Consider the following 24343-nt stretch of genomic DNA (forward strand, 5'->3'; position numbering starts at 1 on the left):
GGGAGGAACGCCGGTGGGGAGTTGCCGATACCATCGGGGCCGCTTTTAGGATCGGGCCCGACACTTCTTGATCAACGCAAGGGGCGAAACAATGGCAAGATTTACTGTCGTCATTCCCTATTATCAAAAGCAGCACGGAATTCTTGGACGTGCGCTCGCATCGGTTTTTGCGCAGACTTACCAGGATTTCGATCTTGTCATCGTCGATGACGAATCGCCATATCCGATAGACAATGAGCTTGCAGAACTTTCGCAAGCGCAGAAAGACCGGATTATCGTCATTAAGCAGGCCAATGGCGGGCCGGGCGGCGCACGCAATACCGGCCTCGACCATGTTCCTGACGGCAGCGACTATGTGGCGTTTCTCGATTCGGACGATATCTGGACGCCCGATCATCTCCAGAACGCGACCTTTGCGCTCACGACATTTGGTGGTGAGTGCTACTGGGCATCCATGCAGGCAAGTGACGAATTTTATTACCATTTCGCCATTTCCGAACTGGAAAAGAACGAGGGTGCCGCACGGCTTTCGGAGCGGCCTCTGGTGATTGAACTGCCGGATCTGGCAAGTGTGATGCTGCGCAACTGGAGCTTCCTGCATCTCTCCTGCATGGTGATCGGCCGTCCCCTGTTTGAAAAGATACGCTTCGATCCGGCGCTCCGGCTTGCGGCGGAAGATGTGCTGTTTTTTTGCGATTCCATCCTCGCATCGAAGCGCACGCTTCTGTGTGACGATGCGGGCGCCATGCGCGGCATGGGCGTCAATATCTTCCACAGCATCGACAATACCTCGCCTGAATTCCTGCGCCAGCAGTTCAATACCTGGGTGGCGCTCGATACGCTGGAGGGGCGTTTTTCGCGGCGGCCGGCCGATGTGGCATCGATCGCTTCCTATAAAAACACGGCGCGGAAACAGGCGCTCTGGAGCCAGGCGGGCAATCTGAAACGACGCAAGGTGCCCGAATTCGGACTGCTGCTGAAGTGGGCGATGCGCGATCCGGCACTCCTGCGTGCCGCTTTTGAGCTCGGCGCAGGCAAAATCGTGCGGACAAGATGAGCGAATTCTCGCCCGCAAGAATTTATATGTTTTTTACCCAGGAGTGACCTCATGAAACCTTACCACTGGGAATCGCATCACGGCAATTTCGGTGACGATCTCAATCTGTGGCTGTGGGATTTTCTGCTCCCCGGTCTGCGGGACGTGCATGACGACGTAATGCTTGTGGGTGTCGGCACGGTTCTCAACGATACCCTGTTGCCCACAAAGCAGCAAAAGCTGGTGATCGGCAGCGGCTATGGCTACGGCGCGGTGCCGGACACCAGCACCGAGTTTTGGGACATACGCTGCGTACGCGGCGAAAAAACCGCAGCCAAGTTGGGGCTTGCGCCGGAAAAAGGCATTGTCGATCCCGCCGTCATGGTAACCGAGATGCCCGAGTTCAAAGGGCTGCCGAAACTTCATAAGAAGACCTTCGTCCCCCACTGGGAATCGGCGGAATTCGGCATGTGGGAAACGGTCTGCGAACCGGCCGGGCTGACCTATCTCGACCCGCGCGGCGAGGCAAAATCCGTCATCCGCGCCATCGCCCAATCGGAATTCATCGTGGCCGAATCCATGCATGGCGCCATTCTCGCCGATGCGTTTCGCGTGCCATGGGTGGCGGTGAGCACATCCCCCTCGATCAACAGCTTCAAATGGAGCGATTGGGCAGGCACGGTCGGCGTGGAATATCAGCCGCGTTACGTGCCTGTTTCGACCCGCGCCGAGGCGGCGAAAAAAGGGTCGCGTTTCTGGGGCATGAATTTCCCGCCGCCGCCAGCCCCCGTCATTGAAGAGACCGTTTCCGTCCCGGCACATGAGGGGGATGTGCTGGTGCGGCCGCAGGAAACGCAATCCCTATCGCTGCGCAAACTGGCCAAACAGGTGCTGGCCGCACCTTCCACGCTGGCGCTCTGGCAGGCGAGCCGTGCCGAGCCGCGTCTTAGCCCGGACGGCAGGCTGGAGGAACGCAAGGAGCGTTTTTCCGCCGTTCTGGAAACGATCAAACGCGATTATCTCTAGGGGTGAAATGTAGAGTGCGGTGGGAAATTTTCTGCCGCCCTTGCTTAAGGATAATATCCTCTGACTTCTCTGCCGGCATGCTCGGGCCTGCCCCGAGGATGACGGCGGAGTGCTGGGCGAGGTTGTCTCCCTCAAACCCCGCGCCTCTTCCCTCACGAAACCGGTGTGCCGTCCAGCAGATAACGGACGTCTCGCACCGGCTGCACCGGTTTGCGAAAACGCGCGGTCTTGTCGGTCCAGATGCCGCGTGTGATGGCGGGCAGGGCAGGCAGGCGCGCAAGAGCGTGGGTCAGCGCGCCGCCCATGCCATTCTGCTTTTTCACATCGAGAAAATGGCGAAGCTCGAACTTGGCGCGGACATGTTTTTCGTGCTCGCGCAGGATCGCCGTCTCGCCAGCGGAAAGCTTGCAGCCGGCAAGAATGGCCTTGTCCGCCTCGTATAAACGGCGAAGATCCTCAGTGCTGTGACGCCCGCTCAGCGAATTGCCACGAACGATCGCCCCGTAACCGCAATGGCGGATAACCTTATAGCGGGCACCAGCGGCAAGAGCGCGCGCATAAAGCTCGTAGTCTTCGCCGAGACGCAGGCGCTCGTCGTAACGCAGCGCATGTTTGTCCAGAAAGGCGCGGCGGATCACCGGTTTCAGAAAGCCGGTTTCCCCGCGCTCCACGCCTGGCCTGGAAATATTGCCTTCCACGAATTCCGTCAGCGATAGAAACCGCGCCTGCGGTTCGAAGCGGGCCGGCTGCATGGACGATGCGCCCGGAACCGATTGCTGGATGAAGGCGATATTGTCGGCCACCAGATCCCAGTCATCATCGGCGAGCATGGCGGCGAAACGACCCCTGAAGAAGAAGTCGTCCGCATCGAGAATACTGATGAGCGGTGCGGATGAAATCGAGATCGCATGGTTGCGGGCAGCCGAGGGGCCGCGATTGACCTCGAATCGCACGACCCTCAAGCGGCCCGTGCCATCGTCGGCCGCATGTGCCACATCACTGGTCGCATCGGTGGAGCCATCGTCGATCACCACGACTTCGGCGACCTCCGGTTCCACAAGGGCGGAGCGGATGGCGATATCTATTGTTTCAGATGCGTTTTTCGCAGCGATGATGACGCAAATGGGTTGTGAACCGCTGACCATGTGTTGTCCTTCTGCTTTGACGAACTGTCAGGATTTGGCCAGCAGAAAGTGTCAGGGGTGTGGATGCAAGCGATTTTTTGCGCCGCAATAAAAGAATGTGCGCGGGCAGTCACATATCGGTCAGTTTCGCGCCATGCGGCGGGGCGCTGTTTGCGGTTTCCGCCGCCAAGGTTTCGGCGGTACGATCACGCAGGAAGGTTTCTCGCATCCGGCGTTTTTCCCGGGCGACCAGAACCAGAATCGCAATAAAATAACCGGTTTGCAGAATGACGGCGCAGATGAGCGTCTGGATGAACGCCGTATAGAACGACCCTTGAATGAAATATGTAGCAACCGCAAAGATAAGCAACGCACCGATCATGCTGAAAAAGACACGAGGTGCATACATGGTGCTCTCCTCCCGAGAACGACTTCTCCGTTTTTGGCTGCGCTGCGGCATTTTTTTTCTTTGCAAGAAATATACGATGAGACTGGTGTTGTTTCAACACACATATACTTCTTCTATCTCCCGTGACGTGAAATTTCGGTAATCTTGAATGGTAAATTCCTTGGTAATTGTCGTTTTGCCGGGACCCGGCCAGTCTTCACCGCAGATTTTGGCGTCTGACAGGGCCAAAAAGCCCGTTGGTCCAAGGCCTTGCCAGCCTTCTCTGTCGCTCTGCAGACTTCGTTAACCATCCAGCCTTTAAAAAGTGGGTATTGATTCCTCGAAGAGCAAGGTGCCCGCGTGACGACGAATTCGGAAGTAATCGCCTTTCCGGCAAAGAACCGTATTGCCAATGTAAAACGGTGCGCAACCATGCTCGACCGGCTGCATGGTGTGGAGGCGAATGATTTCTGGCGCAGGGAGTGCCGTGAACTGGCTGCCTATCTGACGGGCCTCGGCTATGAGGACGCCGCTATGCGGCGCGAGGTCATGGAGTTTCAAAATGCGGTGCAGGCGGAATTGTGGACGGGTGATGCCGCTCCCGAGGCGCGCCGCGACAGCCATTGAGGTATCAGCGTTTCCCATAAAAAAGCCGGCAGGTGTCACACCGCCGGCTTTTTTTGTTCGTGCCTGTTTGATCAGGAGGCGCTGGCGCCGCGTGTACGGGCAACACCGTCAAGTGCCGGCTTGTATTTCGGGTCGAGCCGCGCCGCATGTGAATAGGATTTGGCGGCCTTGGCCATCTCGCCGCGCCGCTCATAGACCAGCGCCTGGTTGGCCCAGGATTCCGCGATATTGCCATCAAGCGAAATAGCGTGGTTGAAATCGGCGAAGGCGTTTTCGTCGTCGTTCAGCGCGACATAGGAAAGGCCACGACCGTTATAGGGTTCGGGCGATGTCGAGGACAGCGAGATGGCCTTGGAGAAGTCCTCGATGGCCTGGGCATGCTGGTTGCGCAGCTGGTAGATCAGGCCGCGATTGTGCCATGCGCGTCCATCGGTGGTTTCGAGTTCGATGGCGCGGGAGAAATCGTTGAAAGCCTCGTTTACGCGTCCGGACTGGCGGTAAAGATTGCCGCGGCCGATCAGCGCCACATCATAGCTCGCATTGATCTGCAGGGCGGCGTTGTAATCCTGCAAGGCCTGCTGCTGCTGGCCGGAATTGCGGTAGACGAGCGCGCGGTTGGCATAGGCCTGATAGAAGCGCGGGTTCAGTTGCAGCGCCTTGTTGAAATCCTCGATGGCGCGGCGCGAATCGCCGGCACGGCCATAGGCAGAACCACGGACATTATAGCCCTCCGGATCCTGCGGATTGGCGTTGATAACCGAGGTGAGCGAGGCGATATTTTCCTGCGAGCCCTGTGCGCGGTCAATCCGGAAGACATCGTCGGTCTGGTTGGACGTCGCGCAGCCGGAAAGGCCGGCAAGGACGGTGCAGACGACGAGAGAAACACGAAATCTTTTGTTGTTCTTCAGGGCGACCCGGCGCGTGGAGGCATCGGAGTTTTTCACAACACAGGCATCAACAGCGGTCATTCGGCGTGGGTTCCCTCGCAGGCCGGTCTCACAATCGTTCCCAAGAACATTCTCCGGCCACAAACACAAAGAGCGGCGGCGAATTGATCGCCCCCGCCCAACAACCATTCAAAAACGTCTAAAAGACGGCCTATTAACGGCCTGCACGCGGAGCTGCAACCAGACCTTCGCGCTGTGCACGCTTGCGTGCCAGCTTGCGAACGCGGCGAACAGCTTCAGCCTTTTCGCGGGCGCGCTTCTGGGAGGGCTTCTCGTAATAATCGCGCATTTTCATTTCGCGGAAAATGCCTTCGCGCTGCATCTTTTTCTTGAGAGCGCGAAGCGCCTGATCAACGTTATTGTCGCGGACTAGTACCTGCACGTGAATCCCGTTCCTTTTAACCGGTTATCTTGCTGCGCGAATAAAGGCATTCGCGGGCAAACACAAAATCGTTCGCTGGACCGCTTTGGCCGTGCGATTGGTGACGTGCATTATCAGATCATTCACGGCAAGTCCAGCCGGTAACCCCGCAAACAACCGCTAAAATGCGGAGGGTCCGCCAATCTTCCCGTCATGTCGAAACAAAACCATCGCCGCGTCGCAAAATGGATATTGCCTCCGATGCCGATTTGCCATGTGTATAACATGTGCCGGAGCTATGCTTTCGGCTTCTGGCCGGTTCTTGAGGAGCAGATTGCGAATGCGCAAATATTCCGTTTTTGCCGTGGCGCGCGAGGCGTTGCGGGGTCATAAAGGGTGGGATGCGCAATGGGCGTCGCCCGAGCCGCGTAAGGAATATGACGTCATCATCATCGGCGGCGGCGGCCACGGTCTCGGTGCCGCCTATTATCTGGCCAAGGAACACGGCATCACCAATATCGCGGTGCTGGAAAAGGGCTGGCTCGGCGGCGGCAATACCGGCCGCAACACCACCATCATCCGCTCCAATTATCTCTATGAAGAGAGCATGGACATCTATGAGCATTCCCTGAAATTATGGGAGGGCCTCAGCCAGGATCTCAATTACAACGTCATGTATTCGGCGCGCGGCGTGATGATGCTGTCGCACAATATTCACGACCAGCAGTCCTTCAAGCGACATATCAACGCCAACCGTCTTTACGGCATCGACAATGAGTGGCTGACGCCGGAACAGGCCAAGGCCTATTGCCCGCCGCTAGAAATTTCCGGTAATGCGCGCTATCCGATCAACGGTGCTGCCCTTCAGCGGCGCGGCGGCACGGCGCGCCACGATGCGGTTGCCTGGGGATATGCGCGGGCGGCCTCCGATCGCGGCGTGCACATCATCCAGAATTGCGAGGTTACGGCCATTCGCCGCGGATCGGACGGGGCGGTGACAGGCGTCGAGACCAATCGCGGTTTCATCGGCGCAAAGAAGATCGGCGTTTCCGCCGCCGGTCACTCCTCCGTTCTCATGAAGATGGCGGATGTGCGTGTGCCCCTGCATTCCAACCCGTTGCAGGCGCTGGTTTCGGAACCGCTGAAGCCGATCTTCCCTTGCGTCGTCATGTCCAACACGGTGCATGCCTATATATCGCAGTCCGACAAGGGTGAGCTCGTGATCGGCGCGGGCACCGACCAGTATAATTCCTATTCCCAGACCGGCGGTCTGCAGATCATCACCCACACGCTCGACGCCATCTGCGAACTGTTCCCGATCTTCCGCCGCGTCAAGATGATGCGCCAATGGGGTGGGATCACCGACAACACTCCCGATCGTTCCGCCATTCAGAGCGTGACGCCGGTGCCGAACCTCTTTGTCAATTGCGGTTGGGGCACGGGCGGCTTCAAGGCGACGCCGGGCTCTGCCAACCTGTTTGCGCATCTCATCGCGCGCGGCGAACCGCACCGCCTGGCGGCCGGGCTGACGCTCGACCGTTTCCGCACCGGACGCCTCATCGACGAGGCCGCCGCCGCTGCCGTGGCGCACTGATGCTGGCGGCGGTTCTGCTTTCGGCAAAGATAGGTGTTGCGGCGGCGGTCGTGCCGGCGGGCAATCTCATTCCCGAGGTGGGGGATTTTCGCAGCCAGAAAATCCAGAGAATGCAGGGTGAACGCGACTGGCCGTTCGTGGCAGAAAAAGGCCTGCTTCTCTGCGCGCCAAGCCTGGCGGACAAGCTGGTCTATTTCGTCGGCGAGAAGGAAAATGGCGGACAAGACGAACCCTTCGCGATCGACACCGACATGATGGCGGTTGCCATCATCAATATGGGTCGAGCCTCGGCGCTGAAACCATTCGATAATTTCGAGCAGCTCTTAAAGCGGCTTTCCCCCTTCGTTGCGATGGGAAAGCGGCTATGTGACCAACCCGCCGGAAGCGTCCTTCCGGAAAGTTCTCTTTGAAAGTGGAGCGACGATGCTTCTGATCCATTGCCCTTATTGCCGGGAAGACCGTTCCGAACTCGAATTTCGCTGGGCGGGCGAAGCCCATATCGCCCGGCCGCAAAACATCGCCGATATTTCCGATGAGGCCTTCGCCGAATATTTCTTTATTCGCGACAATGACAAGGGGCTCGTCTTCGAGCGCTGGCGTCACATTCACGGTTGTGGCCGGTTCTTCAACGCCGCCCGCGATTCGGTCAGCGACAAATTCCTGATGACCTACAAGGCAGGCGAACCGAAACCGGATGCCGAGGCGGTCCTTTCCGCGCAAAAGGGAGCTGCGCAATGAGCGGTGATTATCGTATCAAGGGCGCTGGCCGCCTGACACCCGCCAGAACGGCGCGCTTCACCTTCGACGGCAAGATCTATCAGGCGCTGGAAGGCGACACCGTTGCATCGGCGCTTCTGGCAAATGGCGTGCATCTGATCGGCCGTTCGTTCAAATATCACCGGCCGCGCGGTTTTCTGTCCGCCGGCCCGGAGGAGCCGAATGCGCTGATCGACGTCTCGCGCGACAGCATGCGCAAGCAGCCCAACGTACGCGCCACGGTGCAGGATGTGTTCGATGGCGCCATCATCGCTTCGCAGAACCGCTTTCCGTCGTTGTCTTTTGATATCAGCGCGATCAACGACTTCCTTTCGCCAATGTTTGCGGCTGGTTTTTACTACAAGACCTTCATGTGGCCGAAGGCCGCATGGCACAAGATTTATGAACCGATCATCCGTCGCGCCGCCGGTCTCGGCAAGGCGCCGACCGAGCCGGATGCGGATCATTACTCCGGCCGTTACGCCCATTGCGACGTGCTGGTGGCCGGCGGCGGTGTAGCGGGACTTACAGCGGCGCTTGCCGCTGCAAAAACTGGCGCCAGTGTCATTCTGGTTGATGAGAATGCCGAAATCGGCGGCGCGCTGCGTTTCGATACTGGAACGGTCATCGACGGCCTTCCCGGATATGACTGGGCGCAGAAGGTTCTCACTGAACTGAAATCGCTGCCCAATGTGCGTGTTTTGATCCGCACGACGGCTTTCGGTTATTACAACCATAATTTCGTGGCGCTGGCCGAACGCGTAACCGATCACCTCGCCACGCCCGCCAAACACCAGCCGCGTGAAAGACTGTGGCAGGTTCGCGCCAGGAAGGTCGTTCTGGCGGCAGGCGCGATCGAGCGTCATATGGTCTTTGCCAATAACGACCGCCCCGGCATCATGCTGGCCTCCGCCGCCCGCATCTATCTCAATCATTACGGCGTGGCCGTCGGCAATAATGTCGGTGTCTATACCGCTCATGATTCCGCCTATGAGACGGCATTCGATCTGAAAAAGGCCGGCGTCAAGATTGCCGCCATCGTCGATTGCCGCGAGAACCCCGATCGACGGTTGCTGGACGAGGCGCGGGCGCTGGGCATCGAGGTGCTGGCGGGCCACAGCGTTTACGATACGTCAGGGCGGCTTCGCGTTTCTTCCATGAGCGTTGGCCGCAATGGCGGTTCGAACAAGCGCAAGATCGCTATCGACGCGCTCGTCGTTTCGGCGGGCTGGACGCCTTCGGTACATCTCTTTTCGCAATCGCGCGGTAAGCTGAAGTATGATGCGGATAACCAGCGTTTCCTGCCGGATATCCACGTGCAGAACTGCGTGTCAGTCGGGGCCTGCAACGGCACGGACGATCTGGCCGCGCTGATTGCCGAGGCGGCTTCCGCAGGCGGTGGTGCCGTGGAATTCTCCGGCGAGAATGCGCGCGCCTGGACCGGCGGCATGATCGGTGCTGCCGAAGGGGCGGGCGAGGGCACCGGGGTCAAGGCCTTCATCGATTTCCAGCATGATGTCTGCGCCAAGGATATTCGCCTTGCCGTGCGCGAAGGCATGCATTCGGTGGAGCATATCAAGCGCTTCACCACCAATGGCATGGCGTCCGATCAGGGCAAGATGTCCAATATGCACGGGCTCGCCATTGCCTCGGAAGCGCTTGGGCGGGACCTGCCGAAGGTCGGCCTCACCACCTTCCGCCAACCCTATACGCCGGTAACTTTCGGCACGCTCATCAACCATTCGCGCGGCGCGCTGTTCGACCCCACCCGCAAGACGCCGATGCACGATGAAGAGGCGGCAGCAGGCGCCCTCTTCGAGGATGTAGGCAACTGGAAACGCGCATGGTTCTTTCCGCGTGGCGGCGAGGATATGCACGAGGCGCTCAACCGCGAATGCAAGACGGTGCGCGAAAGTGTTGGCGTTTTCGATGCCTCGACACTCGGCAAGATCGAGGTCGTTGGCCCGGATGCGGCGAAGTTCCTGAACCTCATCTACACCAATGCCTGGGACACACTGAAACCCGGCCGCTGCCGCTACGGCATCATGACCCGCGAGGACGGCTTCGTTTACGACGACGGCGTTGTCGGGCGTCTTTCCGAGGACCGTTTTCATGTGACGACGACAACGGGCGGCGCACCGCGCGTTCTCCAGCATATGGAGGACTATCTCCAGACCGAATTCCCCGAGCTGAATGTCTGGCTGACATCGGTAACCGAGCAATGGGCGGTGATTGCCGTGCAGGGGCCGAAGGCGCGTGAGGTGATCGCGCCTTTCGTCGAGGGTATCGATATTTCGCCGGAGGCCTTCCCGCATATGGCGGTGGCCGAAGGCACCTTCTGCGGTGTGCCCACGCGGCTTTTCCGCGTGTCCTTCACCGGTGAGCTTGGCTTCGAAATCAACGTTCCGGCCGATTACGGCGCTGCCGTCTGGACCGCGATCCGCGAAAGGGCCGAAGCCGTGGGCGGTTGCCTCTATGGCACCGAGACCATGCACATATTGCGTGCGGAAAAGGGTTACATCATCGTCGGGCAGGACACGGACGGTACAGTGACGCCTGATGATGCCGGGCTTGCCTGGGCCGTTTCCAAAAAGAAGACGGATTTCGTCGGTATTCGCGGCCTCAAGCGTCCGGATCTGATGCGCTCCGGCCGCAAGCAGCTTGTCGGCCTGAAGACGAAGGATCGCCTGACCGTTCCGGAAGAAGGCGGCCAGATCGTCGTCGATCCGAACCAGCCGAAACCCATGATCATGCTCGGTCATGTCACCTCCGCCTACTGGTCGGAAAATCTCGGCCATTCCATCGCGTTTGCGCTGGTGGCGGATGGCAGGGCGCGCATGGGCGAAACGCTCTATATCCCTCTTGCCGATAAAACTATTGCCGTCGAAGTGACCGATATGGTCTTCCTCGACAAGGAAGGAGCCCGTCTCAATGGCTGACAAGCTTCACGCAAAACGCAAATCCGTGCTTGAGGATTTCCACGGCGGCTCGCGCTTCGTCTCGCTGAAGTCCGCCGCTTCGGCGTCGCGACTGTCGCTGCGGGCAAGGGAAAGTGCCCTGCCTGCCTTGTCGGAGGCGCTTGGTTTCACCCTGCCGACCAGCCCGAAAAGCTCCGTCACATCGGGTCTGCGTTCTGCCCTCTGGATCGGCCCGGACGAATGGCTGGTCATCGATCAGGGCGAAAGCGACCTGATGGCGGCACTCGCCGGCGTTTCCGGTCTGTTTTCGGCAACCGACATCTCCCACCGCAACACGGCCGTCATCGTCTCCGGTCCCGGCGCGGAAGCAGCACTTAATGCCGGTTGTCCGCAGGAGCTATCGCTCGAAAAATTCCCGGTCGGTGCATGCTCGCGCACGGTTTTCGGCAAGGCGGAAGTCGTGCTACTGCGCGTGGCTGACGATACGTTCCGGGTGGAGTGCTGGCGCTCCTTTGCCGAATATGTCGGCGGCCTGTTGCAGGAAGCGGCGCAGGACGTGGCGGTTTAGAGTATCCGTTTTGATTAAGCGGATACTCTAGTTTTTCCATCCCCGCCATTCCACCCATCGGCCATGGAAATCGGCGCGGCCGATTTCCTGCTTCTCGCCGGTCGGCCAGATTTGCAGGGTGATCGCGGCGTTGCCCGGCGTTGTGTCCGCCTCCATTTGCAGGCGGGCAAGCGGGGCATCGGGCGTGGCGTGGGCTCCGGCCTCGGCAATCAATGCCTCGCCCGCCTGTTTCAGCGCATCGGGCAGATATTGCCAGGCGATGGAGTGGTAGACGACATGGGCAGCGCCCGGATGTTGCGTGGCAAGGCGGCGTTTCAGCCAGTCGATTGCGTCGGCCTTTTCGACATGCAAGCCGTTTTCCACCGCAATCCTGAGGGCGGCGGCCGTGCGTTGCAGCCTGTCGGTCTGATCGGCCCAGACATAGGACATCAGCCGCAACCGGTCCTCGGCTGACAACGGATCGAGCGGGTTGAGATCGCAGCCGGCGCGCTCGACGACCTCGACCCGCGTGTCGGGCGGGGCGTTTCCGCGCCATTCCGGCGACATGGACACCTCGGATTGTTCGCCCCATGCGAGATCGCCGAGACGATACTGGTAACGGTCAAATTGTAGATTCAACCCGGCGCTGGCGCCGACCTCTGAAAGGACCAGCGGTTTGTCGAAAAGCTCCGCAATGGAAAGAAAGCCCGGCAGCAGCACGGCGGAACGGCGGACCTCGTTGGTCTGTGGCGGCGATTTCAGCCTTTCGAGGATGAAGCTCGAATGGAAACGCAAAGCACTTGCGCAAGCCTGCCAAAGCGCATCCTCGTTTTCAGGAGCAATATCGACAAGCGGCGCGATCTTATCCTCAATGACAAGCGCGTGCAGGGCGCCGGCCAGCCGCAGGGGCACGGAATCGCCTGAGGGACCAACATCGCCGGGCCAGGACAAAATCATCCTGCCCACTTCCGTCTCGCGGTCCAGCCGCGCCGCCACCGAGCGGCAAAGCCGTGCGGTAAAGGGCGAACCGAGGCTGTCGCAGGCTCTTGCCTGAGCGAGAAACGCATTCCTTACGGCTTCGTCATGCATGCGGTCTTTTCCTTGCCAGGTCTTAGGCCTCTTCCGGTCTATCTTCCGGATTGAACTGCGTGATGGTGGTCCAGCGGGCGGTGAGCGCCGGTTTTTTCTCGTTTTCGATCTCCACCGTCACATCATAGGTCGTCACCAGCATGGCGGCGCCGCGAAAACGCGCCTCGGCCAAAGTGAAACGGCCACGCACCCGTGCTCCGCTTTTGACCGGGGTCACGAAGCGGACGGCGTCAAAGCCGTAATTGATGCCCATGGTCGTTTCGCGAATGCGGGGCAGGGCATCGTAATTCAGCGCCGACAGCAGCGAGAGCGTCAGGAACCCGTGCGCTATGGTGCCACCGAAGGGGCTTTCCGCCTTGGCCCGCTCCGGGTCGCTATGGATAAACTGTTCGTCCAGCGTTGCTTTTCCGAAGGCGTTTATCATCGCCTGGTCGACGGTGATCCAGTCGGAAACGCCCATTTCCGTGCCGACGAGATTTTTCATCTCCGCCAGTCCAATGTCCTTTGCCATGTTACCTCGTTTGGGTTGTCTCGCGGAACTTATAAAGCTGCCGGGGCCAGGCGATCAACCGCGCAGATAAAACACCACCGAGCGGGCCGGTAGGAAGGCGGGGTTGCCGAAATCCGTGCCGATTGCGTGCCAGTCATCGCCGGGCAAAGTAAAGGGCACGATTTCCCGGCTGCGGTTGATGAGGACGGCAAGTTCGGCATCGTTCCCGGTCTCATGGTCCGGAGTGGAGAGCACCATGGCGAATGCTGGTCCGTCCGGTCTTTCCCATTCTTCCACCGTCATTGGTTTGCCGCCAGGGGCAAGCCATGTCACGTCGCCATTGCCGGAGAAAAAGCCGGTTTGCGAAAAGACGCCGAACCGTTTGCGAAGCGCTGCGAGAAACGCCGTGTGATCGATGAGTTCGGGGACAAGCGATGACCAGTCGACCCAGGTGATATCGTTGTCCTGGCAATAGGCATTGTTGTTGCCGTGCTGGCTGCGGCCACCCTCATCGCCGGCGGTCAACATCAATGCGCCGCGGCTGACGAAAAGCGTGGAAAGCAGCGCTTTCACATCCGCAAGGCGGGCAGTAAGAATGGCCGGATCGTCGCTCAGACCCTCGAATCCATTGTTCCAGGAATGGTTTTCATTATGGCCGTCGCGATTGTTCTCGCCGTTTTTTTCATTGTGCTTGTGTTCGTGGCTGACGAGATCGAACAGTGTGAAACCATCATGGGCAGCAAGGAAATTGACGCTTCGGCTTTTCGAACGTCCATGGCGGGAAAAGATCGGCGACGACCCGGAAAGCGCATTGGCCAGCGCGCCGGTCGTTCCCGCGTCGCCGCGCCAGAACCGGCGCATGTCATCACGGGTTCGGTCGTTCCATTCGAGAAAGCTCTCGGGAAAATTGCCGAGCTGATAGCCGCCGGGGCCAATATCCCATGGCTCGGCAATCAGCACGCGATCGTAAAGTACGGGATCGGAATGCATGGCGGCAAGCGTTTCGCTCGCCATGTCGAAACCGTTGGCGGTTCTTCCAAGCACTGGCGCGAGATCGAAACGGAAGCCATCGATACCGGCGTTCAAAACAAAATGCTTGAGCGAATCGACGATGAGCTGGCGCACATAGGGGTGATCGCAGGCAACAGTGTTACCGGTGCCGGTGTCATTGATAAGCACACCCGGTTGTCCCTGCGGGTGGCGGAAGGCGGTGAGATTATCCAGCCCGCGCAACGACAGGATGGAGCCGGCGCTGTCGCTTTCGCCCGTATGATTGAAGACCAGATCGAGAATGACGCCGATGCCTTCCGCATGCAGCGCCGCAACCGTATCGCGCAACTCCCGCACGCCGCCGGGGCAGAGGCGCGGATCGAGCGCCATGAAGCCGACGGGGTTGTAACCCCATGCATTGGAGAGGCCGAGCGGCGGCAGGTGGCGTTCGTCGATCCAGGCGGTGATCGGCATCAGTTCCACCGCATCGACGCCGATTTTTTTCAAATGCGCGACAATGGTGGGATGGGCCAGCGCCGCCACGGTGCCTCTCAGCTTCTCCGGTACCGCAGGATGCAGTTTGGTGAAGGATTTGACCGAAAGTTCGTAAATCAGCCCACCTTCGGCAAAACGTGGCGGCTGGTGCCCGACCGGCTCGTATTGCGACAGGACCGCTTTTGGCATGATCGCACCCGTCTCCTTGCCAAAGGCATACAGTGCCGGATCATGCCGGAACGGCCGGTCTATCTCGGTGGCGTAAGGGTCGAGCAGGAGTTTCGAAGGGTCGAACCACAGGCCGTGTTCGGGGGCATAGATGCCGTCGGCGCGATAGCCGTATCGCGTGCCGGGGCCGGCTTCGGCCACCGTTACACGGTGAATATCGTCCTCACCGCGCGTCATCGGCAAACGGGCCGTCTCTTTTTCGCCCGTTGCGTCGAAAAGGCAAAGGTCGATCCGGGAGGCATGCCGGGAATAGACCGTGAAGTCCGTTCCGTTTTCCGTCCGGGTCGCGCCTTTGGGGAAAACGGATGGTTTCTGCATGATCTGTGTCTCCGGGTGTCGTTTCTCGGATGAGGTGGCCTTTCGGTCACCCCGGAATTCTCAGAGGTGCTGAAACCTCTCTTCCGTCATCCCCGTGGCAAGCCCGAGGATGACGTTGAGCGTGGCGGCAAACTTAGGTAATGACGCTCGGTTCGTTGCGGCCGGTATGGGCCTTGATGCCGGCAATCGTATCGGCAACGGAAATCAGGTCGGCGAGCGCTTCCTGCGTTTCGATGCCGTGACGGGCGGCATCCGGCTCGTAGCGCTCCACATAGAGCCTGAGCGTCGCCCCCGCCGTGCCGGTGCCGGAAAGGCGCAGCACGATGCGCGAGCCACCTTCGAACAGGATGCGGATACCCTGATTCTTGCTGACGGACTGGTCGACCGGGTCGAGATAGGCGAAATCGTCAGCGCTCGCGACCTTGAGATTGCCGTAGCTGGTGCCGGGAAGTGTCGCGAGTTTTTCGCGCAGGGTGGCCACCAGCGTGTTGGCGGCGTCCGAATCCACTTCCTCATAATCGTGGCGGGAATAATAGTTGCGGCCATATTCGGCCCAGTGCCTGGTGACGATGTCCTTCACGCTTTCCTTGCGGGCCGCGACAATGTTCAGCCAGAAAAGCACGGCCCAAAGGCCATCCTTTTCACGCACATGGTTGGAGCCGGTGCCGAAGCTTTCCTCACCGCAGATGGTGACCTTGCCGGCATCCATGAGGTTGCCGAAGAATTTCCAGCCGGTTGGCGTCTCGTACATGCCAAGCCCGAGCTTTTCGGCAACGCGGTCGGCGGCCGCACTTGTCGGCATGGAGCGAGCGATGCCGGAAATGCCGGCGGCATAACCGGGTGCCAGTTTGGCATTGGCGGCGATGATCGCCAGGCTGTCGGACGGGGTGACGAACATGCCCTTGCCGACGACCATGTTGCGGTCGCCGTCGCCATCCGACGCCGCACCGAAATCGGGACCTTCCGGGCTCATGACGTCGTCATAAAGCTCCTTGGCGTGCACAAGGTTCGGGTCGGGATGGTGGCCGCCGAAATCGGGCAGCGGCGTTGCGTTGCGGACCGAGCCTTTCGGTGCGCCGAGGCGCTTTTCGATGATTTCCACGGCATAGGGGCCGGTGACGGCGCTCATGGAATCGACCACGACCTTGAAGCCGCCGGCGATCAAGGCACGGATGGCGGCAAAATCGAACAGCTCTTCCATCAGGGCGGCGTAGTCGGCGACCGGGTCGATCACATCGACCGTCAGCCCATCCACTTTGAAGCTGCCCACCTGGTCGAGATCGATATCGGCGGCGTCCGAAATTTTGTAGCTGTCGATGACCTTCGAGCGGGCATAGATCGCGTCGGTGATCTTTTCGGGTGCTGGACCACCATTGCCGATATTGTATTTGATGCCGAAATCTTCGGTCGGGCCGCCGGGATTGTGGCTGGCGGAAAGCACGATGCCGCCGAAGGCTTTGTATTTGCGGATGACGTTGGAGGCGGCGGGGGTGGAGAGAATGCCGCCCTGGCCGACGAGCACCTTGCCGAAACCGGCAGCGGCGGCCATCTTGATCGCCTTCTGGATGACTTCGCGGTTGTAATAACGGCCGTCGCCGCCGATCACCAGCGTCTGGCCCTCGAAACCTTCAAGTGCGTCGAAGATCGACTGGATGAAGTTCTCGGCATAATTTTCCTGGGCGAAGACTGGCACCTTCTTGCGCAGGCCGGATGTGCCCGGCTTCTGGTCCTGGAAGGGCGTCGTCTTGATGGTCTTGATCATTGTTTCAATGGCCTTTCGAAATAAGCTGGCTGTAGAGCGCGGAATAGAGACCAGCGCTTTTTTCCCAGGAAACATCGGATTTCATCCCGAGTTTCTGCATTTGTGTCCACAGTTTCGGGTCGTTGTAATAACGGACGGTCCGGCGGATCGCCTGTTTCAGACCGTCCAGCGTGTCGGGTGAAAATTGCACGCCGGTCGCCGATTTGCTGGCGATGGCGGCATGGTTGGCGTCGATCACGGTGTCGTTGAGGCCACCCGTGCGGGCAACGACCGGAATGCAGCCGTAACGCAGCGCGTAAAGCTGGGTCAGGCCGCATGGCTCGAAGCGGGAGGGAATGATGATCGCGTCGCAACCCGCCTGCATGAGATGCGACAGCGGCTCGTTGTAACCGACAGCGACGCCGACGCGGCCGTGATGGCGGGATGCCGCCGCCAGGAGCGCGCCTTCCAGCGCCACATCGCCTGCTCCGAGCACCACGAGGCGGCCGCCGAGGGAAACGATCTCGTCCACGGCTTCGGCCATGAGGTCGATGCCCTTTTGCCAGGTCAGGCGGGAAATGACGCAGAAAAGCGGGCTGTCATCCTGGTCGATGCGGAAATGTTCGGCGACCGCCTTCTTGTTCAGCGCGCGGTTCTTCAGGTTGGCGGCGGAATAATTGTCGTGGATCAGATGGTCGGTGGCCGGGTTCCAGACATCGGCGTCGATGCCGTTGACGATACCGTGCAGCACTTCGGTACGGCTGCCGATCACCCCTTCCAGTCCCATGCCGAATTCCGGGGTGAGGATTTCCTCCGCATAGGAGGGGCTGACGGTGCTGAGCGCGGTTGCCGTCTGCAAGCCGCCCTTGAGGAAGCTCACATCGTTATAATATTCGATGCCGTCCATGCCGAAGGCGTGGGCAGGCAATTCGAGCCTGCTGAAGATGTTGGCGCCGAACTGCCCCTGAAAGGCGATGTTGTGGATGGTCAGAAGGCTCGGGATTTCCGGCGTTTCGGCATAACGCATGTAGACGGGCGTCATCGCGGCCTGCCAGTCATGCGCATGCACCATATCCGGCCGCCAGCCGGGGAGAGCACCGGCACCGATGCGCGCTGCGGCCAGCGACAGCGCCGCAAAGCGCTTCCAGTTATCAGGATAATCCTTGCCGGTCTGGCCGAGATAGGGACCGCCGGAACGTTCATAATAGGCCGGTGCGTCGAGGATCAGAAGGTCTAGTCCCTCGTGCCGGACTTCCAGCAGCTCGGCTTTTTCGCCAAGCAGGTCGGCGAACTCGAAACATTTGACGGGGTCCGTCACGGCGGCTTTCACCGCCGGATATCCGGGTATCAATGTGCGCGTCCTGACGCCATAGGCTTCGAGCGCTATGGGGAGCGCGCCGGCAACGTCGGCGAGCCCTCCGGTCTTGATCAGGGGATAGACTTCGGATGAAACCGAAAGGACATTCATGGGCTCTACAGGTCCAGCTTGTCGATCATCGATTGGGTGATAAGGCAAATGCCGTTTTCCGTGCGGCGGAAACGTTTGGCATCCAGTTCGGGGTCTTCTCCTACAATCAGTCCTTCCGGAATGACCACTCCATGGTCGATGACGACGTTGCTGAGCTGGGCGTGACGCCCGATCTTCACACTCGGCAGCACTACGGCATTCTCAAGGCGCGAGTATGAATTGGCCCTGACGCCGGTGAACAGAAGGCTGCGGTTGAGGGCGGCGCCGGAAATGATGCAATCGCCTGACACGACCGACGACACGGCCGAACCGCGACGGTCCTCATCGTCATGCACGAATTTTGCCGGCGGGGTGATTTCCGCATAGGTCCAGATCGGCCAGGACTTGTCGTAGATGTCGAGGTCCGGCACCACATCCGTCAGGTCGATATTGGCCTGCCAATAGGCGTCGATGGTACCGACGTCGCGCCAGTAGGGTCCGTGTTCGAAATCCGAGCGTACGCAGGAATCCGCAAAGCGGTGGGCGACGGCTTTGCCGTGCTGGACGATATAGGGAATGATGTCCTTGCCGAAATCGCGGCTGGAGGTCGGGTCGGCGGCATCTCGGCGCAGTGCTTCCATCAGGAATTTCGTGTGGAAGACGTAGATGCCCATCGAGGCGAGCGCGAAACCCTCGTTACCGGGAATGCCGGGCGGATCGGCCGGCTTTTCGATGAAGTCGATGATCTCGTCTTTTTCATTCACATGCATCACGCCGAAGCCGGAGGCTTCCATGCGCGGCACTTCAAGGCAGCCGATCGTTACATCCGCACCGGAATCCACATGCTGTTGCAGCATGTATTCGTAGTCCATCTTGTAAATGTGGTCACCGGCCAGAATGACCATATATTCGGGCGCATAGGGCTCGATGATGTCGATGTTCTGGTAAACGGCGTCGGCGGTGCCTTCGTACCATTGCGTTTCGGACACGCGCTGCGAGGCCGGCAGAATGTCGAAGCTTTCGTTACGCTCGGGACGGAAAAAGTCCCAGCCGCGTTGCAAGTGGCGGATGAGGGAGTGCGCCTTGTATTGCGTGGCGACGCCGATGCGGCGAATGCCGGAATTCAGCGCATTCGAAAGTGCAAAATCGATGATGCGCGCCTTGCCGCCAAAATAAACGGCGGGTTTTGCCCGGCGGTCCGTCAATTCCTTCAGGCGGCTTCCTCTTCCACCTGCGAGGACATAGGCCATTGCATCACGCGCCAGGGGCTGAACTCTTTTTTCCGACATGGTGTCCTCCCGTTCTGTCTGTCAGTTTTCCGGTTCGAGCATGATCGTTGCCAAGGGCGGCAGGACGAGCATCGCCCCGATTTTCCCGCCGGCATTGACCGCCTGAACACGTCCGCCATTTCCCTTGCCGCTGCCGCCGTAAATTTCGGCGTCGGTGTTGAGAATCTCCCGCCACCGCCCCGCAACGGGAAGCGGCACATAATAGTTTTCCCGGTAGACCGGGGTCAGATTGCAGATGACCGCCACCGGCTTTTCGCCGGGCGCCGAGCGCAGCCAGGCGAAGACGGAATTCTCGTGATCGTCGACCACCAGCCATTGAAAGCCTTCGGGTTCACAGTCACGGGCGTGCAATGCGGCTTTCGAACGGTAGGTGAGGTTGAGATCGCGCACGAGGCGGCGCATGCCCTCATGCATCGGATATTGGCGAAGGTTCCAGTCGAGCGATCCCTTTTCGCTCCATTCGCTCCACTGGGCGAACTCCTGCCCCATGAACAGCAGCTTCTTGCCGGGATAACCCCACATGAAGCCGTAATAGGACCGGAGATTGGCGAATTTCTGCCAGTCGTCGCCGGACATTTTGGCGATCAGCGATCCCTTGCCGTGCACCACCTCGTCATGGGAAAGCGGCAGCACGAAATTTTCGGTGAAGGCATAAAGAAGCCCGAAGGTCAGTTCCTGATGGTGGAACTTGCGATGCACCGGCTCACGCGAGAAGTAACTCAGCGTGTCGTGCATGAAGCCCATGTTCCATTTGAAGCCGAAACCGAGACCGCCCTCATGGACCGGATGGGACACTTTCGGCCAGGAGGTGGATTCTTCTGCGATGGTCATGACGCCCGGATGGGTGCCGTAAACGAGCGAATTCATCTTCTGCAGGAAGCGGACGGATTCAAGGTTCTCGCGCCCGCCATATTCGTTGGGGATCCACTCGCCTTCCTTGCGGGAATAATCGAGATAGAGCATCGAGGCGACCGCATCGACGCGCAATCCGTCGAGATGGAATTTCTCGGCCCAATAAAGCGCGTTGTTGACGAGGTAGGACAATACCTCGAGGCGACCGAAATTGTAGATCGCCGTATTCCAGTCGGGATGAAAGCCCTGACGCGGATCTTCATGTTCGTAAAGCGCTGTCCCGTCGAACCAGCGCAGGCCATGTTCGTCGGTCGGAAAATGCGCGGGAACCCAGTCGAGGATCACCCCGATGCCGACCTTGTGTGCGCCATTGACGAAACGCGCAAAGCCTTCCGGATCGCCGAAACGAGCGGTCGGAGCGTAAAGGCCGGTCGTCTGGTAGCCCCAGGAAGGATCATAGGGATGTTCGGTAATCGGCAGAAACTCGATATGGGTGAAGCCCATATCTGTGCAGTAGGGAATGAGCTGGGCGGCCAGTTCATCCCAGCTTAAGAACGTGCCGTCCGCGCGGCGTTGCCAGGAGCCGGCATGGACCTCGTAAATGCTGATCGGCTGGCGGCGCTGGTCCACCTGCGCCCAATGTTCCCGGTGGGCCTGATCTTCCCATTTCTGCGCCAGTTCCGGCGTGGTAACCGAAGCGTTCTTCGGCCGCAATTCGCCACGCCGCGCATAGGGGTCGGCCTTCAGCGGCAGAAGCTCGCCGTTGGCGCCGAGGATTTCGAACTTATAGGCGCAGCCGGCATAGACATCAGGTGCGAAGATTTCCCAGATACCCGTATCCTTGCGGAAGCGCATCACATGCCGGCGGCCGTCCCAATTGTTGAAATCGCCGACGACGGAGACGCGCTTCGCATTGGGTGCCCAGACGGCGAAGTGGAAACCTTCGACGCCCTCAAGCTTGAGCGGGTGAGCGCCCATCTTGTCGAACAGCCTCAGATGCGATCCCTCACGGACGAAATAATCGTCCATGGGACCGAGAACCGGACCGAAACTGTAAGGATCGGTCACCGCCCATTCGGCATCGTCACGGCATGCCCGGTAACGCACCGGCTGGCGCGAGGCCAAACCGACAGGGCCTTCGAAAAAGCCCTCCGGATCGAGCCGTTTCAACTCGCCGATGAAATTTCCGTCGAGTGTGAGGACGGACACTTCTTCGGCCCCGGGGATGAAACAGCGCGCGGAAAACCCTTCCGGCGTTTCGTGAACGCCGAGAAGGGCAAAGGGGTTGGAATGCAAACCGCTCTTGATCGCCTCGATTTCAGCCTTCGTGACAGCACCAGTCTTTTTCTCTTCGGCCGAATTGAGCGGTTTTTTCATCAGGCTCTCCAGATATCGGTGGCATATTGCCGGATCGTCCTGTCGGACGAGAACCAGCCCATGCGCGCCGTGTTACGGACTGTTTTCGCATACCAGCTTTCCGGATCGCTCCAGATCGCGTCCACCTTGCGCTGTGCATTGGCATAGGCGTCGAAGTCTGCGGCGACCATGAACCAGTCGCTGTTGTAAATACCGTCGATCAGGCCGGAAAAGCGCGAGCGATCGTCCGGCGAAAACACGCCGGAAGCGATGGACGACAGCGCCTGCGACAGTTCTGCGGACTGTTCGATGATCGCACGGGGATTGTGACCATCGGCCCGCGCCCTTGACACCTCTTCCGCCGTCATGCCGAAGATGACGATATTGTCCTCACCGACATGTTCGAGCATTTCAACATTCGCACCATCCAGCGTGCCGATGGTGAGCGCGCCGTTCAGGGCGAACTTCATGTTGCCGGTGCCCGAGGCTTCCATGCCCGCCGTGGAGATCTGTTCGGAAAGATCGGCGGCGGGAACCATGATTTCCGCAAGCGAAACGTTGTAGTTCGGAATAAACACCACTTTCAGAAGCCCGCGCACGGCCGGATCGTTGTTGATGACCCGGGCAATATCATTGGCAAGCTTTATGATCAGCTTCGCGTTGTGATAACTCGGCGCCGCCTTGCCTGCGAAGAACTTAACGCGCGGTACCCATTCCAGTTCCGGGTGGGAGCGGATCTGGTCGTACAGCGCCACCGTTTCGATAAGGTTCAGAAGCTGGCGCTTGTATTCGTGGATGCGCTTGATCTGGATGTCGAACATGGCAGATGGGTCGATGCGGATGCCCATGCGTTGCGCCACCGTATTGGCGAGGCGCACCTTGTTCAGACGCTTCACTTCGGCGAATTTCTCGCGGAAACCGGCATCTTCGGCGAAGCGGTCGAGCGGGGTGAGTTTTTCCGCGTCATCGAGGAAATCGTCACCGATCGCTTCCCGGATCAATCCCGTCAGGCCGGGATTGCACTGCATCAGCCAGCGGCGGGGCGTGATGCCGTTGGTCTTGTTGTTGATGCGTTCGGGATAGAGGCTGTGCAGGTCGGCGAAGACCGTTTCCTTCATCAGTTCGGTGTGAAGCGCCGACACACCGTTGATGGAATGCGAGCCGATGAAGGCAAGGTTGCCCATGCGCACGCGGCGCTCGCCGTTTTCGTCGATCAGCGAGATGGAGCGGATCTGCTGATCCGGCATCTTCTTTTCCTTGCGGGCGTAGACAAGCGTATTGGCGTTGATCGCGTAGACGATCTGCATGTGCCTCGGCAAAAGACGCTCGAGCAGCGGCACCGGCCAGCTTTCCAGCGCTTCGGGCAGAAGCGTGTGGTTGGTGTAGGAGAAGGTGCCTTGCGTAATCGTCCAGGCTTCGTCGAATTCCAGGCCATGGACATCACACAGCAGGCGCATCATTTCGCAGATTGAAATGGCCGGGTGCGTGTCGTTGAGCTGGATCGAAACCTTGTCGGGCAGCGAGGTGAAATCCGGATATTGCTGCAGGTGGCGGCGCAGAATGTCCTGCAGGGAGGCGGAGGAGAAGAAGAATTCCTGCCGCAGGCGCAGTTCCTGGCCGGCCGACGTCGCATCGGCGGGGTAGAGTACACGCGTGAGGCTTTCCGCCTTGTTGCTTTCTTTCAGCGCACCGATGTGGTCGCCGGCATTGAAGGCTGCCAGCAGAATAGGGTCGATCGGCTGGGCCGACCACAGGCGCAATGTGTTGACCCGGGTGCCGCGCCAGCCGACGACCGGCGTGTCGTAGGCCATGGCGATCACGCGTTCGGCCGGTTTCCAGACGAAACGCTGCGGCTCTTCATATCCGCCGATGGTTTCGACCGATCCACCGAAGCCGATTTCATAGGAGCTTTCGCGGCGTTCGAACTCCCACGGATTGCCGTGTGCAAGCCAGGTTTCCGGCAGTTCCACCTGCCATCCGTCCGCCATCTGCTGGCGGAAGAGGCCGTGTACATAACGAATGCCATAGCCATAGGCGGGAATGTCGACCGTCGCCATGGATTCCATGAAACAGGCGGCGAGACGGCCGAGGCCGCCATTGCCGAGTGCCGCATCCGGCTCCAGCCCGGCGATGACATCAAGATCGACGCCGAGGGAGGAAAGCGCATCCTTGATCTCCTGCATCAAGCCGATATTGGAGATCGCGTCGCGCATCAGGCGGCCAATCAGGAATTCCAGCGACAGGTAATAAACGCGCTTGGAGTTGTTGGCATACGCCTTGCGGGTCGAGGCCATCCACTTGTCGATGATACGGTCGCGGACGACGAGAATGGTGGCGGTCAGCCAGTCGTGCGGCTTGGCGACCTTGACGTCCTTGCCGATGCGGTAGGTGAGGCGCTCGATGATTTCCGCCGCCATGATTTCCGGGTTGGAACTGCGCGGGGCGGGGCGGGGAAGATCGGCGGCGTTTAGATTATTGATCATTGGTCGGTCAGCACCTTGGTGGGAGGAGAGGGTCTGATGAGGTCGATCCGGTTTGCCTTTGCTGATGCCAGTTTATGCATCGATACGGAGGCGTGGCAACAGCATTTTTGGTGGAAAATTGAATAGCTTAGCGTAATGAAAAATAAGACTTTTTCCTCAGCACCCCAAGGGTTGCCGAAGGCATTGCGCGCCCTGCGTGCGCCGTTCTTGAACGGGGTTGCGTGATACTTGCGATGCTGGA

At 59.5% G+C, this 24343-nt stretch carries 20 protein-coding genes; 8 read left to right on the forward strand and 12 right to left on the reverse strand.

Translation table 11 applies throughout. From position 1 onward, the window contains the following. The first annotated feature begins 91 nt into the window (after positions 1-91). Together RS75_RS01030 and RS75_RS01035 are read left to right on the forward strand one after the other, a co-directional pair. A complete protein-coding gene (locus RS75_RS01030; RefSeq protein ID WP_045016504.1) occupies positions 92-1057 on the forward strand; it encodes a glycosyltransferase family 2 protein in 966 nt (321 codons plus the stop codon). Between the two features lie 51 nt (positions 1058-1108). Then, the gene (locus RS75_RS01035) at positions 1109-2062 is read left to right on the forward strand and encodes a polysaccharide pyruvyl transferase family protein (protein ID WP_045016507.1); all 954 of its coding nucleotides are present in this window, start codon (positions 1109-1111) and stop codon (positions 2060-2062) included. 152 nt (positions 2063-2214) lie between these two features. Here the strand turns inward: RS75_RS01035 and RS75_RS01040 are convergent, their stop codons facing one another. Both RS75_RS01040 and RS75_RS01045 read right to left on the reverse strand, forming a co-directional pair. After that, positions 2215-3207, reverse strand: coding sequence for a glycosyltransferase family 2 protein (locus RS75_RS01040; RefSeq protein WP_045016509.1), 993 nt, complete (start codon positions 3205-3207; stop codon positions 2215-2217). A gap of 109 nt (positions 3208-3316) precedes the next feature. Then, positions 3317-3595: an exopolysaccharide production repressor protein gene (locus RS75_RS01045; protein WP_045016510.1), complete on the reverse strand. Its 279-nt coding sequence runs from the start codon at positions 3593-3595 to the stop codon at positions 3317-3319. A gap of 339 nt (positions 3596-3934) precedes the next feature. On the opposite strand from RS75_RS01045, the gene RS75_RS01050 reads away from it, so the two are divergent. After that, positions 3935-4201: a DUF6074 family protein gene (locus RS75_RS01050; RefSeq protein WP_045015683.1), complete on the forward strand. Its 267-nt coding sequence runs from the start codon at positions 3935-3937 to the stop codon at positions 4199-4201. A 71-nt stretch (positions 4202-4272) separates the two neighbouring features. On the opposite strand, the gene RS75_RS01055 is transcribed toward RS75_RS01050, so the two are convergent. Further along, positions 4273-5169, reverse strand: coding sequence for a tetratricopeptide repeat protein (locus RS75_RS01055; RefSeq protein ID WP_045016513.1), 897 nt, complete (start codon positions 5167-5169; stop codon positions 4273-4275). 133 nt (positions 5170-5302) lie between these two features. Then, positions 5303-5530: a 30S ribosomal protein S21 gene (rpsU, locus tag RS75_RS01060; protein ID WP_003498359.1), complete on the reverse strand. Its 228-nt coding sequence runs from the start codon at positions 5528-5530 to the stop codon at positions 5303-5305. A 319-nt stretch (positions 5531-5849) separates the two neighbouring features. Between rpsU and RS75_RS01065 the strand changes: the two genes are divergently transcribed. The 5 genes from RS75_RS01065 to RS75_RS01085 are packed head-to-tail and all read left to right on the forward strand — an operon-like array spanning position 5850 to position 11345. Further along, positions 5850-7103 carry a sarcosine oxidase subunit beta family protein gene (locus tag RS75_RS01065; protein ID WP_045016518.1) on the forward strand — a complete coding sequence of 418 codons (1254 nt, stop codon included), beginning with the start codon at positions 5850-5852 and terminating at the stop codon, positions 7101-7103. Then, entirely contained in the window at positions 7103-7513 is a 411-nt protein-coding gene (locus tag RS75_RS01070) for a hypothetical protein (RefSeq protein ID WP_045016520.1), read from the forward strand. Before RS75_RS01065 ends, RS75_RS01070 begins: the two co-directional genes overlap by 1 nt. Positions 7514-7526: 13 nt before the next feature. Then, positions 7527-7841, forward strand: a complete 315-nt coding sequence (locus RS75_RS01075) for a sarcosine oxidase subunit delta (protein ID WP_045016522.1) — start codon at positions 7527-7529, stop codon at positions 7839-7841. Then, positions 7838-10798 (forward strand): sarcosine oxidase subunit alpha, encoded by a 2961-nt coding sequence (locus RS75_RS01080; protein ID WP_045016523.1) that lies wholly within the window; start codon positions 7838-7840, stop codon positions 10796-10798. Before RS75_RS01075 ends, RS75_RS01080 begins: the two co-directional genes overlap by 4 nt. After that, positions 10791-11345, forward strand: coding sequence for a sarcosine oxidase subunit gamma (locus tag RS75_RS01085; RefSeq protein ID WP_045016525.1), 555 nt, complete (start codon positions 10791-10793; stop codon positions 11343-11345). Before RS75_RS01080 ends, RS75_RS01085 begins: the two co-directional genes overlap by 8 nt. Positions 11346-11372: 27 nt before the next feature. On the opposite strand, the gene RS75_RS01090 is transcribed toward RS75_RS01085, so the two are convergent. From RS75_RS01090 to RS75_RS01125, 8 genes are all read right to left on the reverse strand, one after another. Then, on the reverse strand, positions 11373-12413 hold the full coding sequence (locus RS75_RS01090) for a DUF2332 domain-containing protein (RefSeq protein WP_045016527.1): 1041 nt from the start codon (positions 12411-12413) through the stop codon (positions 11373-11375). 22 nt (positions 12414-12435) lie between these two features. Continuing rightward, on the reverse strand, positions 12436-12924 hold the full coding sequence (locus RS75_RS01095; RefSeq protein ID WP_045016529.1) for a MaoC family dehydratase: 489 nt from the start codon (positions 12922-12924) through the stop codon (positions 12436-12438). Positions 12925-12978: 54 nt separating this feature from the next. Further along, positions 12979-14934 carry a glycogen debranching protein GlgX gene (gene glgX / locus RS75_RS01100; protein ID WP_045016531.1) on the reverse strand — a complete coding sequence of 652 codons (1956 nt, stop codon included), beginning with the start codon at positions 14932-14934 and terminating at the stop codon, positions 12979-12981. Between the two features lie 133 nt (positions 14935-15067). Continuing rightward, positions 15068-16696, reverse strand: a complete 1629-nt coding sequence (locus RS75_RS01105) for an alpha-D-glucose phosphate-specific phosphoglucomutase (RefSeq protein WP_045016533.1) — start codon at positions 16694-16696, stop codon at positions 15068-15070. A 4-nt stretch (positions 16697-16700) separates the two neighbouring features. After that, positions 16701-18143 (reverse strand): glycogen synthase GlgA, encoded by a 1443-nt coding sequence (gene glgA, locus RS75_RS01110; RefSeq protein WP_045016534.1) that lies wholly within the window; start codon positions 18141-18143, stop codon positions 16701-16703. A 5-nt stretch (positions 18144-18148) separates the two neighbouring features. After that, positions 18149-19411: a glucose-1-phosphate adenylyltransferase gene (gene glgC / locus RS75_RS01115; protein WP_045016537.1), complete on the reverse strand. Its 1263-nt coding sequence runs from the start codon at positions 19409-19411 to the stop codon at positions 18149-18151. Between the two features lie 21 nt (positions 19412-19432). Continuing rightward, positions 19433-21640 carry a 1,4-alpha-glucan branching protein GlgB gene (gene glgB, locus RS75_RS01120; protein ID WP_045016539.1) on the reverse strand — a complete coding sequence of 736 codons (2208 nt, stop codon included), beginning with the start codon at positions 21638-21640 and terminating at the stop codon, positions 19433-19435. Beyond that, positions 21640-24102: a glycogen/starch/alpha-glucan phosphorylase gene (locus RS75_RS01125; protein WP_084686320.1), complete on the reverse strand. Its 2463-nt coding sequence runs from the start codon at positions 24100-24102 to the stop codon at positions 21640-21642. Before RS75_RS01125 ends, glgB begins: the two co-directional genes overlap by 1 nt. Positions 24103-24343: the final 241 nt, after the last annotated feature.

The sequence above is a fragment of the Rhizobium nepotum 39/7 genome (genome assembly GCF_000949865.1).
Lineage (GTDB): Bacteria > Pseudomonadota > Alphaproteobacteria > Rhizobiales > Rhizobiaceae > Agrobacterium > Agrobacterium nepotum.

Coding starts and splice junctions, on each gene's coding strand:
- glgB (WP_045016539.1), bottom strand. CDS start 21,640: ATGAAAAAACCGCTCAATTCGGCCGAAGAGAAAAAGACTGGTGCTGTC.
- RS75_RS01090 (WP_045016527.1), bottom strand. CDS start 12,413: ATGCATGACGAAGCCGTAAGGAATGCGTTTCTCGCTCAGGCAAGAGCC.
- RS75_RS01070 (WP_045016520.1), top strand. CDS start 7,103: ATGCTGGCGGCGGTTCTGCTTTCGGCAAAGATAGGTGTTGCGGCGGCG.
- glgA (WP_045016534.1), bottom strand. CDS start 18,143: ATGAATGTCCTTTCGGTTTCATCCGAAGTCTATCCCCTGATCAAGACC.
- glgC (WP_045016537.1), bottom strand. CDS start 19,411: ATGTCGGAAAAAAGAGTTCAGCCCCTGGCGCGTGATGCAATGGCCTAT.
- RS75_RS01105 (WP_045016533.1), bottom strand. CDS start 16,696: ATGATCAAGACCATCAAGACGACGCCCTTCCAGGACCAGAAGCCGGGC.
- RS75_RS01095 (WP_045016529.1), bottom strand. CDS start 12,924: ATGGCAAAGGACATTGGACTGGCGGAGATGAAAAATCTCGTCGGCACG.
- RS75_RS01075 (WP_045016522.1), top strand. CDS start 7,527: ATGCTTCTGATCCATTGCCCTTATTGCCGGGAAGACCGTTCCGAACTC.
- RS75_RS01085 (WP_045016525.1), top strand. CDS start 10,791: ATGGCTGACAAGCTTCACGCAAAACGCAAATCCGTGCTTGAGGATTTC.
- RS75_RS01030 (WP_045016504.1), top strand. CDS start 92: ATGGCAAGATTTACTGTCGTCATTCCCTATTATCAAAAGCAGCACGGA.
- RS75_RS01080 (WP_045016523.1), top strand. CDS start 7,838: ATGAGCGGTGATTATCGTATCAAGGGCGCTGGCCGCCTGACACCCGCC.
- RS75_RS01055 (WP_045016513.1), bottom strand. CDS start 5,169: ATGACCGCTGTTGATGCCTGTGTTGTGAAAAACTCCGATGCCTCCACG.
- RS75_RS01125 (WP_084686320.1), bottom strand. CDS start 24,102: ATGATCAATAATCTAAACGCCGCCGATCTTCCCCGCCCCGCCCCGCGC.
- glgX (WP_045016531.1), bottom strand. CDS start 14,934: ATGCAGAAACCATCCGTTTTCCCCAAAGGCGCGACCCGGACGGAAAAC.
- RS75_RS01035 (WP_045016507.1), top strand. CDS start 1,109: ATGAAACCTTACCACTGGGAATCGCATCACGGCAATTTCGGTGACGAT.
- RS75_RS01040 (WP_045016509.1), bottom strand. CDS start 3,207: ATGGTCAGCGGTTCACAACCCATTTGCGTCATCATCGCTGCGAAAAAC.
- RS75_RS01065 (WP_045016518.1), top strand. CDS start 5,850: ATGCGCAAATATTCCGTTTTTGCCGTGGCGCGCGAGGCGTTGCGGGGT.
- RS75_RS01045 (WP_045016510.1), bottom strand. CDS start 3,595: ATGTATGCACCTCGTGTCTTTTTCAGCATGATCGGTGCGTTGCTTATC.